10 protein-coding genes are annotated in these 15,188 nt (G+C 42.4%); 7 read left to right on the forward strand and 3 right to left on the reverse strand.

The window, feature by feature from the left end:
- Window positions 1-203: 203 nt before the first annotated feature.
- Together AACR11_RS04665 and galE are read left to right on the forward strand one after the other, a co-directional pair.
- Complete coding sequence (locus AACR11_RS04665; protein ID WP_017819611.1) at window positions 204-2,162, forward strand: diguanylate cyclase domain-containing protein; 1,959 nt, start codon at window positions 204-206, stop codon at window positions 2,160-2,162.
- Between the two features lie 54 nt (window positions 2,163-2,216).
- Entirely contained in the window at window positions 2,217-3,233 is a 1,017-nt protein-coding gene (gene galE / locus AACR11_RS04670; protein ID WP_029789345.1) for a UDP-glucose 4-epimerase GalE, read from the forward strand.
- A 478-nt stretch (window positions 3,234-3,711) separates the two neighbouring features.
- On the opposite strand, the gene AACR11_RS04675 is transcribed toward galE, so the two are convergent.
- A complete protein-coding gene (locus AACR11_RS04675; RefSeq protein WP_009696678.1) occupies window positions 3,712-5,883 on the reverse strand; it encodes a TonB-dependent hemoglobin/transferrin/lactoferrin family receptor in 2,172 nt (723 codons plus the stop codon).
- Window positions 5,884-6,119: 236 nt separating this feature from the next.
- Here AACR11_RS04675 and AACR11_RS04680 point away from each other — a divergent pair, with 236 nt between their 5' ends.
- Window positions 6,120-7,007, forward strand: coding sequence for a LysR family transcriptional regulator (locus AACR11_RS04680; protein WP_029789342.1), 888 nt, complete (start codon window positions 6,120-6,122; stop codon window positions 7,005-7,007).
- A gap of 52 nt (window positions 7,008-7,059) precedes the next feature.
- On the opposite strand, the gene AACR11_RS04685 is transcribed toward AACR11_RS04680, so the two are convergent.
- Both AACR11_RS04685 and AACR11_RS04690 read right to left on the reverse strand, forming a co-directional pair.
- Window positions 7,060-9,141, reverse strand: coding sequence for a TonB-dependent hemoglobin/transferrin/lactoferrin family receptor (locus tag AACR11_RS04685; protein WP_029789341.1), 2,082 nt, complete (start codon window positions 9,139-9,141; stop codon window positions 7,060-7,062).
- A 437-nt stretch (window positions 9,142-9,578) separates the two neighbouring features.
- Window positions 9,579-12,218 (reverse strand): bifunctional acetate--CoA ligase family protein/GNAT family N-acetyltransferase, encoded by a 2,640-nt coding sequence (locus AACR11_RS04690; RefSeq protein WP_029789340.1) that lies wholly within the window; start codon window positions 12,216-12,218, stop codon window positions 9,579-9,581.
- 236 nt (window positions 12,219-12,454) lie between these two features.
- On the opposite strand from AACR11_RS04690, the gene AACR11_RS04695 reads away from it, so the two are divergent.
- The 4 genes from AACR11_RS04695 (at window position 12,455) to yciH (ending at window position 14,991) form a co-directional block, all read left to right on the forward strand.
- Window positions 12,455-13,024 carry an SPOR domain-containing protein gene (locus tag AACR11_RS04695; RefSeq protein ID WP_005451792.1) on the forward strand — a complete coding sequence of 190 codons (570 nt, stop codon included), beginning with the start codon at window positions 12,455-12,457 and terminating at the stop codon, window positions 13,022-13,024.
- 149 nt (window positions 13,025-13,173) lie between these two features.
- Window positions 13,174-14,163, forward strand: a complete 990-nt coding sequence (locus tag AACR11_RS04700; protein WP_009696674.1) for a D-alanine--D-alanine ligase — start codon at window positions 13,174-13,176, stop codon at window positions 14,161-14,163.
- Between the two features lie 128 nt (window positions 14,164-14,291).
- Entirely contained in the window at window positions 14,292-14,675 is a 384-nt protein-coding gene (locus tag AACR11_RS04705; protein WP_005451794.1) for a DUF3319 domain-containing protein, read from the forward strand.
- Between the two features lie 4 nt (window positions 14,676-14,679).
- Entirely contained in the window at window positions 14,680-14,991 is a 312-nt protein-coding gene (yciH, locus tag AACR11_RS04710) for a stress response translation initiation inhibitor YciH (RefSeq protein WP_009696673.1), read from the forward strand.
- Window positions 14,992-15,188: the final 197 nt, after the last annotated feature.

The raw sequence follows: 15,188 nt of genomic DNA on the forward strand, positions 1-15,188 counted from the left end.
TATCAAATGAAGTGGTGAAAAGATCGTCGTGTTCTTTGAAATGATCCGAAATTTTAAGAAAATCATGACTAATCAGTCTAATAATTGAGATTTACGGCTTCATTTCAAGATTTGTCGTGTTAGTCTTGGCTCTTCTTTTTTGTGTGATAGTTTGCATAGCAATCCTTTCGTTATTTTGATTGCTTTCTGCGACAGGAATATATATGTCATTACGAGCAAAGCTAATATGGCCGATTCTCGCTTTCATCACGGTCATCTTTGTTACATCTCAAAGTTACACGTCATATAACACTTATCAGTCCGCCAAACATGAACTGGTCGAACAGACCAAAGTTCTGATCAATGATGCTTCTCACTCAATTAAAGATGCGCTTGCAACAAAGAACAAGCCAAAAGCGCAAACCATTTTGGCTGATCTGCTTAAGAAGCCAAACGTATCACGCGTAAAGCTTTACGACAAAGACAATAATCCATTTGCTGTATTTGCTTTGGATGGCTTTGCTGCACCTTCGCCGACAGTTAAAGAGCGAAGTCGTCTGCATGAAGTAGGATACGCACTATCTGCACACTTTCTGTACGTTTTTGAGCCTATTATTCACGAAGGACAAGTCATCGGATCGATTAGGGTGACGTTGTCACGAATTCCATTGTTCGAAGTACGAGATGCATTGCTACAAGACGGTGGGCTGTTCTTAGTCATTCTTTTAGCTGGTGGAGTTATGTTCTACTTTGGGGTTGAACGACGAGTTCTTCGTCCCATAGAGGAAGTCAATCGAGCGTTGCAAGATTTAGCTAACGGGCATCACCTTAGTGGAAGGATTCACCATAAATCAAAAGACGAGGTCGGTGCATTGGTCGCTTCTTTCAACTTTATGGTTGAAAAACAGCAGCGACTTGAAAAGCAGCGCAAACATAGCTTGGAAGTGCTAGAGCGCCGTAAGGTGTTCGCCGAAGAAGTGATTGATTCTATTCAGGATTCGTTAATAGTCACGGACAACTTAGGGAGAGTGATTCATTGTAATACTGCTACGCAACGTATTTTTGAACATACTTACCAAGGGATAGAAACGGCAAACATTTGCGATCTAATCCAGACCAAGACGCCAAACGAGCTTGGACAAATACTAAGCCGAGGGCTTGAATGTGATGATATCCACCTGGAAAGTGGTGAAGGGAAGCAACAGCTAAGTTTAACCAGTCGACGCTTAGCGAAAAACGGCTATATGCTTTTCGTAATTCAGGACATCACAGAGATTGAAGAAGCGATGAATCGCCAAAGAGTAGCGGGTCGTGTATTTGAAAGCAGTCAAGATGGTTTAGTGGTGCTTAACCACCAAGGCATTATTACCATGGTTAATCCAGCAGTGACGAAGCTCGTCGGTGTAGAAGCTGACCAATTAGTGGGTAAGCCGTTCATCAAATCAATTCGCTGGAGAAAGCTACAAGCTATGATGCCGAGCATTCAAGAATCTATTGAAAACTATGGTATGTGGCAAGGAGAAGTGATTGAGAAGAACCATCTAGGTCAACTCGTTCCAATGTTTGCAAAGGTTAATTGCATTAACAAGAGCGATGACCAAAACACTTATGACATGGTCATCATTCTAACCGACCTATCAAGTGCAAAAGAGATGGAGCGTTTGGAGTATCTTGCACATCACGACGCCTTAACCGGGTTGGCAAATCGTTCTAAGTTCCACCTAGAGCTCGAAGAATTGGTACAAAGATCAGGCTATTTGCGCGACGAATTCGCGGTACTTTACTTGGATTTAGATGGCTTTAAGAATATCAATGACACTTATGGTCATGATGCAGGTGACGAAGTGCTCAAACAAGTGGCAGACCGGATGGCTGCGGCAACTCGACATAGCGATTTGATTGCTCGTTTATCGGGAGATGAATTTGTCATGTTGGTCAACCCAGCAAATCAGAAGGTCGTAACAAGGATTGCAGAACAGTTACTTGAAACGGTTTGCTCTCCAATTGAATACCGAGGCTCCCTGCTTAAAGTTGGCGTGAGCATTGGTGTGAAACTGGTTGGCGTTAACGAGCGTGACGCGACGCGTATTCTTAAGAGTGCCGATACAGCAATGTACCAAGCTAAGAAAGCAGGTAAAGGTCAAGCAATTTTAATGGGTTGCGAATCCCCAGAGACTGTTTAACTGTGGGCTAAAAACCTTTAGACTAGCCCGATTCGCGTCAGAAGGATATATAACATGAAAGTACTTGTTACGGGTGGTATGGGCTACATTGGCAGCCACACTTGTATTCAAATGATCGAAGCTGGTATGACGCCAGTGATCCTTGATAACCTATACAACAGCAAACCTACGGTGCTTGATCGCATTGAAAAGGTTTGTGGTGCAAGACCTGAGTTTATTGAAGCGGACATCCGCGACAAAGCCGCGCTTGTTGAAGCAATGAGAGCGCACAACATTGAAGCTGTTATTCACTTCGCCGGTTTAAAAGCAGTGGGCGAGTCGGTAGAAAAACCGCTTGAGTACTACGATAACAACGTTAACGGTACGCTAGTGCTTGTTGATGCTATGCGTGAAGCAGGAGTTAAATCCATCGTATTTAGTTCTTCAGCGACAGTATATGGTGATCCTGCATCTGTGCCTATCACTGAAGACTTCCCAACTAGCGCAACTAACCCTTACGGTCGCAGTAAGTTAATGGTTGAAGAGTGTCTAACAGACTTCCAAAAAGCGAACCCAGATTGGAGTATTACGCTTCTCCGCTACTTCAACCCTGTTGGTTCTCATCCAACGGGTGAGCTAGGTGAAGATCCTCAAGGCATCCCAAACAACCTAATGCCTTTTGTCTCGCAAGTCGCAGTAGGTCGTCGTGAGTTTTTATCTGTGTTTGGTAGTGACTACCCAACAAAAGACGGTACTGGTGTGCGTGACTACATCCATGTAATGGACCTATCTGATGGTCATGTAGCCGCTCTTGAAAAAGTTGGCAATAAAGCTGGCCTGCATATTTACAACCTTGGTACCGGTAATGGTTATAGCGTTCTTGAAATGGTTAAAGCATTTGAAAACGCATCAGGCAAAGAAGTGCCGTTTAAGTTAGTTGATCGCCGCCCTGGTGATATCGCGGAATGTTGGGCTGACCCTTCAAAAGCTGCAAACGAACTTGGTTGGAAGGCTGAGCGCACGTTAGAAGAAATGACAGGTGATACTTGGCGTTGGCAGTCAAATAACCCTCAAGGTTACCCTGACGCTTAAAAAATCAAGTTTTACATATTAATAACAAAAAGGCGCACTTCTGCGCCTTTTTTGATCTAAATCGGAAAAATTCGTAAATTACTGGTTAAAAGGTAGCTTAGATAAATAGAACTGCTAAACTATGTCCGACTCTTAATTTAGGTCGTAAATTTTCTTAAGACTATCGGGGTAGTTCATGGAACTTGGTCTAATCATCGCTTTCATCGTGGCAGCAGCAATCATGGTGAAAAAAGAGATGGCAAAGCAGTAAGTTTTCATTTTTCATTCTTTTCTTAACATTTTTGAAATGAAAACGCGTAAAAAAGTCAGCATATTGCTGGCTTTTTTGTTTTTGTAGCGCAAGTTCTTCGTTTATGACTCATTTATCAATCATTTTCGCAATGTCGCTGCAGATAGTTAGCTTTGTTTGAAAGTGGAAAAACAAAAAAGCACCCAACTAAGCGGGTGCTTTACGAACAGTTTTATAAATTGATGTCACTTAGAACTGGTAATCTACAGAAATTGCCCAGTTACGACCCGGTAAGCTATGGAAGTCTTTGTTGTCCGTACTTTCGAGACCGCGAACATCTTGGTATGTCCAGTATTTCTTATCAAATGCATTGAACAAGCCTGCTGTCAGCGTTAGGTCTTTGATAGGCATGTAATATGCGGTTAAGTCCATTACACCGTAACCTGCCGAATCAATTTGGTCATCACTAGACCAGTCGTCTTTCTTAGCTGCAAGCTTAAGAGACGCAAGACCACCAAAATGATGCTCGACGTTGTCGTAACCTAAACCAAGTACAGAAGACAAAGGAGCGACACTATCTAGTGCTTTACCTGTTGTTTTATCTTCACCATCTAGGTATGTCACAGATACTCTCGTGTACATACCTTTAGGGGCGTCAAAAGCTTCATCTAGCAAAAGTGTAGAGCTAAATTCAACACCAGAAATGTCGACTTCATCTCGGTTTACGATCGTGAATCGGTCTTTATTTGGATCGATTTTTGGTAGTTCTTCTGAGTCGATAAAGTCTTTGTACTGAGTGATAAAGCCTGTAAGTTCAAACTGCGCAAAGTTGTTTTGACCACGGAAGCCAATTTCGTAAGAAAGGCTTTTCTCAGCTTCTAAATCTGGGTTAGGAACGAATTCAGCACCAGTGTCGTATTCATAGTAAAGCTGCTCAACTGTAGGTGCCTTAAAGCCCTGACTGATTTGGGCAAAAGTACTTAGTTTGTCGTTAAGGTGGTAAACCGCGCCCAGTTTCCCAGTAAATGCGTCATTACTGTTCTTACCTCGTTCGGTAGTAAAGCCTGCGTCAGATGTTGGATCCGCTTCAAATGAATCGTAACGGATGCCCGCATTTAGTACTAATGTATCGTTAAGTAAGAATGCATTGTCTTGAAGGAAAATACCCCATTCGGTGACGGTGGCATCAGGGATTGTCGTTGAGCCAGGTTTACTAGTGCCATTGTCGTGGTAAATATCCACATTCGTTAGACTAAAATCTGTCACCACAGAATTTAGACCGTAGGTCAGTTCGTGAATTGCATTTCCGGTTGTGATTACCTTGTCGAACTGAGCATCAAACTGAAGTGACTCGTCTTCAGCTTGACGTAGGCGAGTGCGATCCCCGTTATAGCCAATGTAACCTAAATGGTCAGTGACATTAGCGAAGTTAGAGTTTTCGCTCTCTGTGACCTGATAGTTAAGGTCTAATTTCATTGAGTCGAAAGCTGCATTTGCTTTAGTGAGTTCGTAGTTTATGCCATAACGCGTACGTGTCATTTCATCACTAGCTTTTGCGTTAGCATAAGTAACGCCAGGTCTTGGACCAAAATTAAGTGTGTAGTTGCCACGACGATCGTTTTCATCGTAGTTGTAGTTATAGCGCTCGAAGACAAAGCCAAGTTTGTTGACATCGTTAATGTTGTAATAAGCTTTTGCCAAAATGTTATTTAGATCTTTGTCTGCTGGGTTCTCAAGACCGCGTGCAGAACCATCAATGTCGGAACCATCACCGTAGGTTTCAAGCTCGCTGCCGGTAGAGTAAGTTCCCATCAATAGTGTTTCAAACTTGCCACGGCGCATTGCCCAAGTTAACGTGTTCTTGAATTGTTCGTCTGCAGAGAAGTAGCTCGATTTAATGCCAAAACGAGTCTCGTCACCGTCAGTTTTTAGAACGTCTGAAGGATCTTTTGTCTTAAGTACAACAACGCCACCCATTGCATCAGAGCCATATAGGGTAGAGGATGGACCCTTGTTAATCTCTATACTGGTCAGTGTGTCGAGTTCAATCGCGTTCGGATAAATTGCTTGAACCGCACCGCCACCTGGATTGAAAGGAGTAGCTTGCTGAACGCCATCAATCACAACTTTCACGCGGTCGCCTTCCATGCCGCGAATGTTAAAGCCCGAAATGCCAAAACGACCGGAAGTCGTTGCTTCCACGCCAGGGGTATATTGAACGGCATCATAAAGGTTCTTTGAAAGTGTGCGGTCAATATCTTTTGACGATACGGTCTCAACTGAAGCTGAAACATCATTAACGTTTTGTTCGGTACGAGTTGCAGAGACGACAACTTCATTGAAAGTTGAGCTTTCTTCTGCGTATGCGCCTTGTGATAGGGCAATGAGAATAGAGGCTGACAAAATTGATTTTTTATACATTGGCTTCAATACCTTAAATCCATAATAGGCAATAACAACGTGCGGTATCTTAGTTTATACAAATGGTAATTACTATCATTACTATTGTTATTTAGTGTTATTTTTGTCAATGGAAATTTGTGCTATGCGCAACCTAGTCTTTATTTATCAATCTGTTATATTGTTTAAAGCCATTTTCTAGTATAAATTTTTAAATACCACTACTGTGATTTAAATCACACAAATAGGGAGCTATAGTGCAGAGCCCAATCACTTTAGAAGCACTTCATATCTTGGATGCTATTGATAGAAGAGGAAGTTTTGCTGCTGCTGCGAACGAATTAGATCGCGCGCCTTCTTCGCTTAGCTATCAAATTCAGAAACTGGAACAAGATCTCGATATCATTATTTTCGATCGTTCAGGTCACAAAGCACATTTCACAGAAGCCGGGAAGTTGATTCTTGAGCGTGGTAGGGCAATTCTGCAAGCTAGTGAGAAGCTTGTTAATGATGCAACGCTCTTGGCCAATGGTTGGGAACTTGATATTACGGTGGCTTTTGATGGAATTATTCCTATTTCAAATTTCTTCCCAATGGTAGATGCGCTATCTAACGTGAGTAGTACAAGGGTGAGGTTACAAGAAGAGATTCTTGCGGGAAGTTGGGAGTCGCTAAATACCGGAAGGGCAGACTTATTGATATGTCCGGCTCTCGATACACTTCCGCAAGATGTTAAGGCCGAAAAAATTGGTAAAATGAGTATGGTTTGGGTCGCCGCTTCTGATCATTATGTGCATAAGCGAAGTGGGGATTTTGATGACAATGCCCGAGAAAAATATCGCGTTATTGCGATTGCTGATACGGCAAGAGAGCAGCCAGCGCTATCAATCAATGTAATGCAAAAACAGCCAAGACTCACAGTGACCAATTTCCCTGCCAAAGTTGAAGCACTAACTTCCGGGTTAGGTATTGGGACGCTACCAAGTCAAATCGCGGAGCCTTTAATTGAGAGTGGCGTTCTTAAACGCATTGAAGGTACGGAAGAACAGCCAATTGATATTATTTTAGCGTGGCGCAGAAATACGATGGGCGAAGCCAAATCTTGGTGCGTACAATACCTTAAGAAAAATTGGCGTCTCAAATAAAAAAATCCCAGCATATGATGCTGGGATTTTTCGTTAAGAAGTGTGTTGATAACTAAAATTCGTACTTCGCTGTAATAGCCCAGTTACGACCGGCTTGTGTTAGGTCTTTATTCTCAGTTTTCATTCCGCTTACATCATTCCAACTGTAGTATTCTTCGTCTGCCACATTAAATACCCCCGCTCGCAGGGTGAGATCTTTAATTGGCTTGTAGTATGCAGTTACGTCAACAACAGTTGCTGAAGAAATTGGTAGGATGTCATCACCATTGATATCACTGCTGTCTTTCGACGCAGTGTAGTTAACCGTTAGTGAAGACCCCCAGTTCTGTTCAGAGTCGTAGTTGAAGCCAGCAACTAGATTCCATGGGTTAACACTGTTTAATGGATCGTTGTTTCCGTCTTCACCTTCAGTGTAGGCTGCAGCAACTCGAGAACTAAAGCCTTTTACTGGCATGAATTTATCCCAAGACAGTTGGTTGGAAAATTCAATACCTTTGATTGTTGCTTTACCAATGTTAACGTATTGCAAAACTGCAGGGTCGATACCTGGAATGAAGCTGCCTGAAACTTGTTGTCGCTCGATAAAGTTATCGTAGTCACTGTAGAATACCGCGACTTCACTTCTTGAAATGTTGTTGTTGTGGCGCCAGCCAAACTCATAAGAAATACTTTCTTCTGCTTTCAAGTCTGGGTTTGGTTTGTTTATGTAACCGTGCATCGGGTTACCAAACGAGTAATACAGCTCTTGAAAATCAGGTGCGCGGAAACCTTGGCTTATCTGGGCAAACAAACGGTGTTGTTCGTTTAGTTTGTAGATCGTGCCTAAACGAGCAGTAAACGCGGAGTCAGAGAACTTTTTGTATTCGTTATCAGGGTTACCACTTGGGTTGTCGCTAGCGTTTCCAGGATCGGTTTCGAATGAGTCGTAACGAACACCAGGAGTAATGATGAAGTTGCCGACGGTAATCTCGTCTTGTAGGAAGACTCCGTAACGACGTTCACTTGCCGAAGGGATGTAGAAGATCTCTTTATCCGTCCCAGCGCTATTGAACTCTTTGTTTATGTTCTTAATGTCTTTATCTAAGTAAGACGCACCATAAACAATGTAATGTTCAGTGTTACCAAGCGTTAGGTACTTATCTAACTGCATGTCGAACTGGAAGCCTTCATCGCTGTAGGTGTAATCTTTGCGTTGATTGTTCAGGCCTTTGACACGATGTGTTATGCCAGTTTCGTCTTTACTTAAGTAATCTAGTTGCCACGTTAATGTGTCAGCAATTGATGCTTGAGCACCCCAAATATGCTTAATACCGACTTGATATTGTTCAGTTGTATCTTCGCTTCGTCCATCCGTGTAGCCATCATATGATTGAATGCCATCACCTTCATTGCGAATGTAGTTACCGCTAAATTCAAGTCTATGTGCTTCGTTTAACTGATATTGTAATTTCACTAAAAGGTTATTGGCAGAGGTATCGGCATCCGCTAAATCACCAAAGTTATCAAGCTCGCTACCATCACGGCGAGTGTAAGCAACTAAAGACTCAAGGTCCCCGGTCTTGTTTGCAAGTGCTACCGATTCGCTGAATGTATTGTCTTCTGAAGAGTAGTTAAATTTCGCATGACCACCAAAATCACGACCCTTTAAGAAGTCCGAAGGGTCTTTCGTTTCGAAAGCTACAATGCCACCAATTGCGTCAGAACCATGCAAAGATGATGCTGCACCTTTTACGATTTCTACTGCTTTAACAAGATCGGTGTCAACTTCAACACGAGAAGAGTTAATAAAGTTATTGCCTGAATCGAACTGGTTACCTTGAGCAACACCATCAACTAGAACTTTAATTCGGTTGCCTTCGATACCACGAATGTTGATACTTTGAACACCTTGTCGAGCATTCGTCTCGACGGTAACTCCTGGCGTGTATTTAAATAGATCATCAAGACCGGTAATCATGCCATCTTCGATGTCTTGGTCTGTGACGACTGCAACTGACGCTGCAGTATCCTCGAGTTGGCTATTTGTACGTGTCGCAGTAACAACGACTTCGTTAAAAGTTGAGTGTTCTTCTGCTTGTGCACCGTGAGCTAGAGCTAATAAAATTGATGCTGACAGAATTGATTTTTTATACATTGGTTCTAACACCTTATATCCATGATAGGCAATAACAACGGGCGATATATTATTTCACGCAAATGATAATTACTATCATTATTGTTATCACTAAATTGGTGGTTAGGTATGTAAGAGAAATGACCTTTTTGTATTTAGTACATAAAATTCAACAAGATAGCTTTTTATGACATAAGCTCGACGATAAGTTCTATAAAATTAGCAAATGAGATGTTGGTCACGTAAATTGCAGTTTGATGAAAAAGTAGGCATGCACTAGTGTGATTTATTGGTGTTTACGTATTGTTGTGGTGTATGGGTTATGGCAGTAGTTATGCATGATTTGCGATTGGTTTATTATTTTATGAAATGTTTACTCAGGTTATCCAACAAAGTCTGAAGTTAGGAGAGTAGGTAGGGCTGAAAACTTACAGCCCAAATCTTTGCTTTATCAGGTATCATTTTCGTTTGAGTGGTAACACCATATCTGCAGTGCCATCTGCAAATTGTACGTCCAACTCAAATCCTAAACTATGTGCGAGTGACAGCATGCCTCGATTGGTTGGCATTGTCATTCCGGAAATCTGCTTGGTGCCTTTTGCTTGGCAGTAACTAATGATTTTTTGCATCAGTACTTTGCCCAGACCTTTACCCTTTAAATCTGATCGGACCAAAATCGCAAACTCAGCATCACTATTATCCGGTGTTATCAGAGCACGAGATACACCAATAATCGAAGGTCCATTATCATCAAAGGCAACAGCAACAAATGCCATTTCACGGTCGTAATCAATTTGGGTTAAATTTGCGAGTGCCTCATGATTGAACTCCCCAACATCGGAGAAAAACCGATTGTAGAGATCTTCTTTAGATACGCTATTTATAAATTGAGCGTGAATTGGCTCATCCTCAGGAAGAATTGGGCGCAACAGAATAGGTTGCCCGTCACGTAATGTCACTGTCTCAACAAACTCTGCGGGGAAAGGACGAATAGCTAAGCGTTCCTGCGCATCTCCATGGTACTTTTTGAGTGTCACGTCTGCGTCGATTATGGTTAATTCACTACCTGACACCAACACTGGATGTATATCCAGGCTTTCTATTTCTGGTAGTTCAACCGCCATTTGAGATATGCGAACCAGAAACTTTGACAGTTCGTTCACATCAATCGCGTCTTTATGCTTTTGCAAGCGAACTTTCCCTGATTTCAACGCAATTACCACTAAATAACGAGCTAGGTTCATATTCAGTGGTGGCAATGCCGCAACCGCATCTTGAGTGATGTTCCAATCTGAGCCTCCTTGTCCGAGCAAAATCACTGGACCGAATACTTTATCAACCGCGATACTAATTCTGAGCTCCTCAGCACTACCTAGTTTCGCCATTCCTTGGACCAACAACCCTTGTAGGTTCGCCGCTGGATAGCTCAACTTTGCGGTGTCGAGAATGGCTTGCGCGGCGCTAGATACCTCTTGGCTATTACGCAAATTGAGTGCAACACCATGTACATCAGACTTATGAGGAATATCGGGAGAGCGAAGCTTTACCGCGACCGGGTAGCCAATATTTTCCGCCATATGGACCGCTTCAGTAACTTCAGAAGCGATCCAAGTCGGAAGAATATTAAAGCCAAACTGTTCAAACAAAGGGCTGGTTTGATGCGTATCCAGCATTACTGTTTGTTTGTCCAGTAATTGTTCGTTTACCCATTCACGAGCTGAACTCACGCTACCGGAGTGTAAAGGTTCAGCGGTTGTTGGAGTTTCCATCAATTGTTTTTGATTTCGTCGGTATTCGACCAAATGCATGTAAGCAACGACAGCACTTTCAGGTGTTCTATAAGTTGGAATGCCCGCACGTGTAAAGGCTAGCCGAGCCTCTCTCGATGTCTGCTCACCAGACCAATTGGTTAATATATTGAAATGCTTATGTCGGGGATGAGCTTGAATTGCTTCAATCACAGCGTTCGCGGTTTCTAATGAATCCGACACCGCTGAAGGGCTATGCATTATTAAGATGGCATCAGCGCAGTCTCCGTTCATCAACGCGTTTATGGTATCGACATAACGTTTCTTTGTTGCATCTCCTGCAAGATCAATAGGGTTAACACCACGCCAACTAACAGGCAATGCGGACTTTAGTTGTTCGACAGACTCTTCATTTAACGTTGCGAGCTTGCCGCCTCTTTTAAATAGAGTATCGACTGCCATGATTGCAGGACCGCCGCCATTGGTTACGATAGCCAGGCGTTCGCCTCGAAGCGGAACCGAATGTGTCAACGTTTCTACTGCCGCAAATAACTCGTGCGTATTACCCACACGCAGCATACCCGTTCTTCTTATCGCAGAATCGTAGATAACATCCAATGAGTCAGTGTTGCCATCGCTAAATGGGCGAGCTTGTGATGACCTACCAGCTTTGAGAACCAAGATACGACGGTTTCGTGACGCTGCACGTGCTGCTGACATAAAGCGTCGAGCATCTTTAATTGAATCAACATAAAGAAGAATGGCTTCGGTCTTTGCATCCATGCTTAAATAATCAAGCAGTTCTGCAAAGTCGATGTCTTGCCCTTGACCGATTGAGATAAAAGAAGAAAAACCAATATTCTTGTCGTTTGCCCAATCAAGAACCGTGGTACACACTGCAGCGGATTGAGAGATGAACGCAATTTTACCCGGTTGCGCTGCCACGGGAGAAAAGGAGCAGTTGAAGTTATGCCAAGGAAGAATTATCCCGAGGCTATTTGGTCCTAAGACTCTTATGTTTAGATCAGAGAAATCGATACTTTCAACGTCATCTGAAATGACGATGGCAAACTCCGTGCCGCGCTGATCCAATTCAACAAGCAGTTGTTTATTACGTGACACATTCGTACAAAGAATGGCAATATCTGGGGTATAGGGCAGGGAGGCGACGTTAGGGTATGCGATAACACCAGATACCGACTTATATTTCGGTGTCACGGGCATGATTGCACCACCGAACCCGCTCTGAAGAAGATTCCGCATTACTATTTGCCCTGCGCGTAACTCTTTTTGAGAGGCGCCGATTACCGCAACAGAATTAGGTTTGAAGAGTTTTTGTAATTTATTCATTCTTTCTCCTTGGCCTCTTACGCCTAGAACGGTTGGTCACTCCTCATACAATCATAAACGAATAAGCATCTCTTTAAATATGGACAAAGCAGACATTGGCTCAAAAGTGAGCCAAGCGTACAGAGTTTGTGTCACTCATCACATGAAAATCACAGTTTATTGTGTTTGGTGCTTGATAAAATGACCTGCTATCGGCATGATTTATCGTAATATTTATTTAGAGCGTTTGTTACTCCATGAAAAAAATCGCAATCATCGGCTTATCAGTACTGCTTTCTGCTTGTGCTTCGGAAACTTACATTACAGATGTAACCTCAGAAAGCTACCGTGAGGACTACCAAACTCCTTCAGTTTCAAAACCTATTATGTCGTCTGAAAGCGCTGTAGTAGAGAAAGACGTAGAACCAACAGTTGTTAAAATGACTGCGAAGCCTGAAGAGAAAAAGGTAGTTAAGCTGACACCGAAAGAGCAGGTAAAACCAGTTAAGATCGTACCGCCAAGCAAGAAACAAGCGGGTATCCAGCGTTTTGGTTATACCATTCAAGTTGTCGCGGTTGGAAGCCAAGCTAAAGTGGATCAGTTCGCTCGCCAGCTTCCTCAAAATGGTCAGCCAATTTGGGAAAACTACAAAGTAGTGAACGGTACTAAGTGGTTCTCGGTACTTTACGGTGACTACGCAACAAGTGCAGAAGCAAAGCAGGCAATTTCTTCTCTGCCTGGTCATTTTCAACAGCTTAAGCCATTTGTGAAGAGTATCGATGCCATTAAGAACTCGGCATATCCTACGCTTAATAAGCTAAATTAATTTACGAAGAGAAGGGAGCGAAATGCTCCCTTCTTTTTTGGTCAAATCCTATTCGGACAGCATTCCTCACAGTAAAATAACTGTACGTTACTACTCAAAGGTTTATCATACTGAATAGTATCTTTTGGAGATCACGGAAAGATTGATTCATGATTAAAAATATCCTTTTACTATGCGGTGGCGGCTCTTCTGAGCACGAAATTTCACTGTTATCTGCTAATTTTGTTGAGCAACAGCTAAACCTCATCGAAAACGTGAACGTTACGCGTGTAGAAATTAAAAATGAAGGTTGGGTGACTAACCAAGGTGAGTTGGTTTACTTAGATCTCAACACCAAAAAATTGTGTTCTGACAACTTAAGCTTAGAAGTCGATTTCATTGTCCCTTGTATCCATGGTTTTCCTGGTGAAACCGGTGATATCCAGTCTATGTTCGAAATCGCAGGCATTCCATATTTAGGTTGTGGACCAGAAGCAAGCAGTAACAGCTTCAACAAAATTACTTCGAAACTATGGTACGACGCGATTGGCATCCCAAATACACCTTACTTATTCTTGACTCGTAACGACGAGCAAGCTCATGCGCAAGCATTACAAGCGTTTGATAAATGGGGTAAAGTTTTTGTCAAAGCTGCACGACAAGGTTCATCTGTTGGCTGTTACAGCGTCACTGAAAAGGATGGTGTAATTCAAGCCGTTAACGATGCATTTGGCTACTCTGAGCAAGTTTTAGTTGAAAAGTCTGTGAAGCCGCGTGAGCTAGAAGTCGCAGCGTACGAAATGAATGGTCAACTGTTCATTACTAAGCCCGGAGAGGTCATTGCTCCAGATGGCGCGTTTTATTCTTATGATGAGAAGTACAGCAGCTCAAGCCACTCTTTGACAGAGGTTGAAGCAAAGAACTTAACAGCAGAACAAGTTGAAGCGATTCAAATTGCTTCTGAAACCGTCTTTAAACAGATGAATCTGCGTCACTTATCTCGCATTGACTTCTTCTTAACAGAAGATGATGAGATTTATCTGAATGAAGTCAACACCTTCCCAGGTATGACTCCAATCTCTATGTTCCCTAAAATGCTGCAGAACAACGGTCACAAGTTCCACGAGTTTTTAGCAGATTGTATTAATACTGCAATCTAAATAACGTTACCGTCGTTTGTTTTGTGGTAGAAATAGGCATAACTGAGCGATATAACAACATTAATGTTTGATTATTGCTCAGTTGTAATTATGATTGTAAAAAAGCACTAAATAGATGGCTCAGTGGTATGGCAATTTCAAATTATAGAGGTTTTAACCTGCAATCAGGCGGACCTGATGGTAGCGTTTGGAAGGTAAAAATCAAAAACCACGTTTTACAAGGCAGTTTGACGGCGGTAAAAAAGAGCATAGATTGGTGGTGCGACACCGCGTCTATTATTGATCCAAAAGAGTTTGCAACTTTAGGTCAACGCGCACAAAGCACTAACAGTCCACAAACTGAAATATTTAACGGCTACACGATAAAGAACGACACTGGCGAGCCAAACGCTTGGTATTGTATGTTCAATGGCAAACTAATCAAAGGCGGCAAAGCTGCGATTCAGCGCCATATCGAAGCGTATTTAGTTGCAAAACAGAAAGCGCTACAAGCTCAACAACAAAAGAAATAAGAATATGACACTCGTATATTCAACAGAAACTGGTCGAATCAAACCTGAAGAAGAGAAGATCGAACGTCCTAAAGGTGATGGTATTGTTCGCATTCAACGCCAAACTAAAGGTCGTAAAGGCAAAGGCGTTTGTATCGTTACTGGTTTAGATTTGGATGACGCACCATTAAAGCTACTGGCAGCTGAACTGAAAAAAGTTTGCGGCTGTGGTGGCTCAGTGAAAGATGGAAGCATTGAAATTCAAGGAGATGCGCGTGATAAGATTAAAGCGCACCTTGAAAAGAAAGGCATGACAGTCAAGTTAGCCGGCGGTTAATAGTAAAAAAGAAGCCCTTTGAGGGCTTCTTTTTTTTAATATCCAGGGATGCAATCTCAGTAGATAATCAATATTGAATACTGACTAGAACTCATACTTTTCTAAAAATCAAAGAGTGTGCTAATAGCAGAGCAAGCAATCGCAGATTGATATGTCAATCCCCGATAGAAATGTCCTCTTTTCTCCCCATTAGAAAT

The sequence above is a fragment of the Vibrio sp. L85 genome (assembly GCF_963871815.1).
Classification (GTDB): domain Bacteria; phylum Pseudomonadota; class Gammaproteobacteria; order Enterobacterales; family Vibrionaceae; genus Vibrio; species Vibrio harveyi.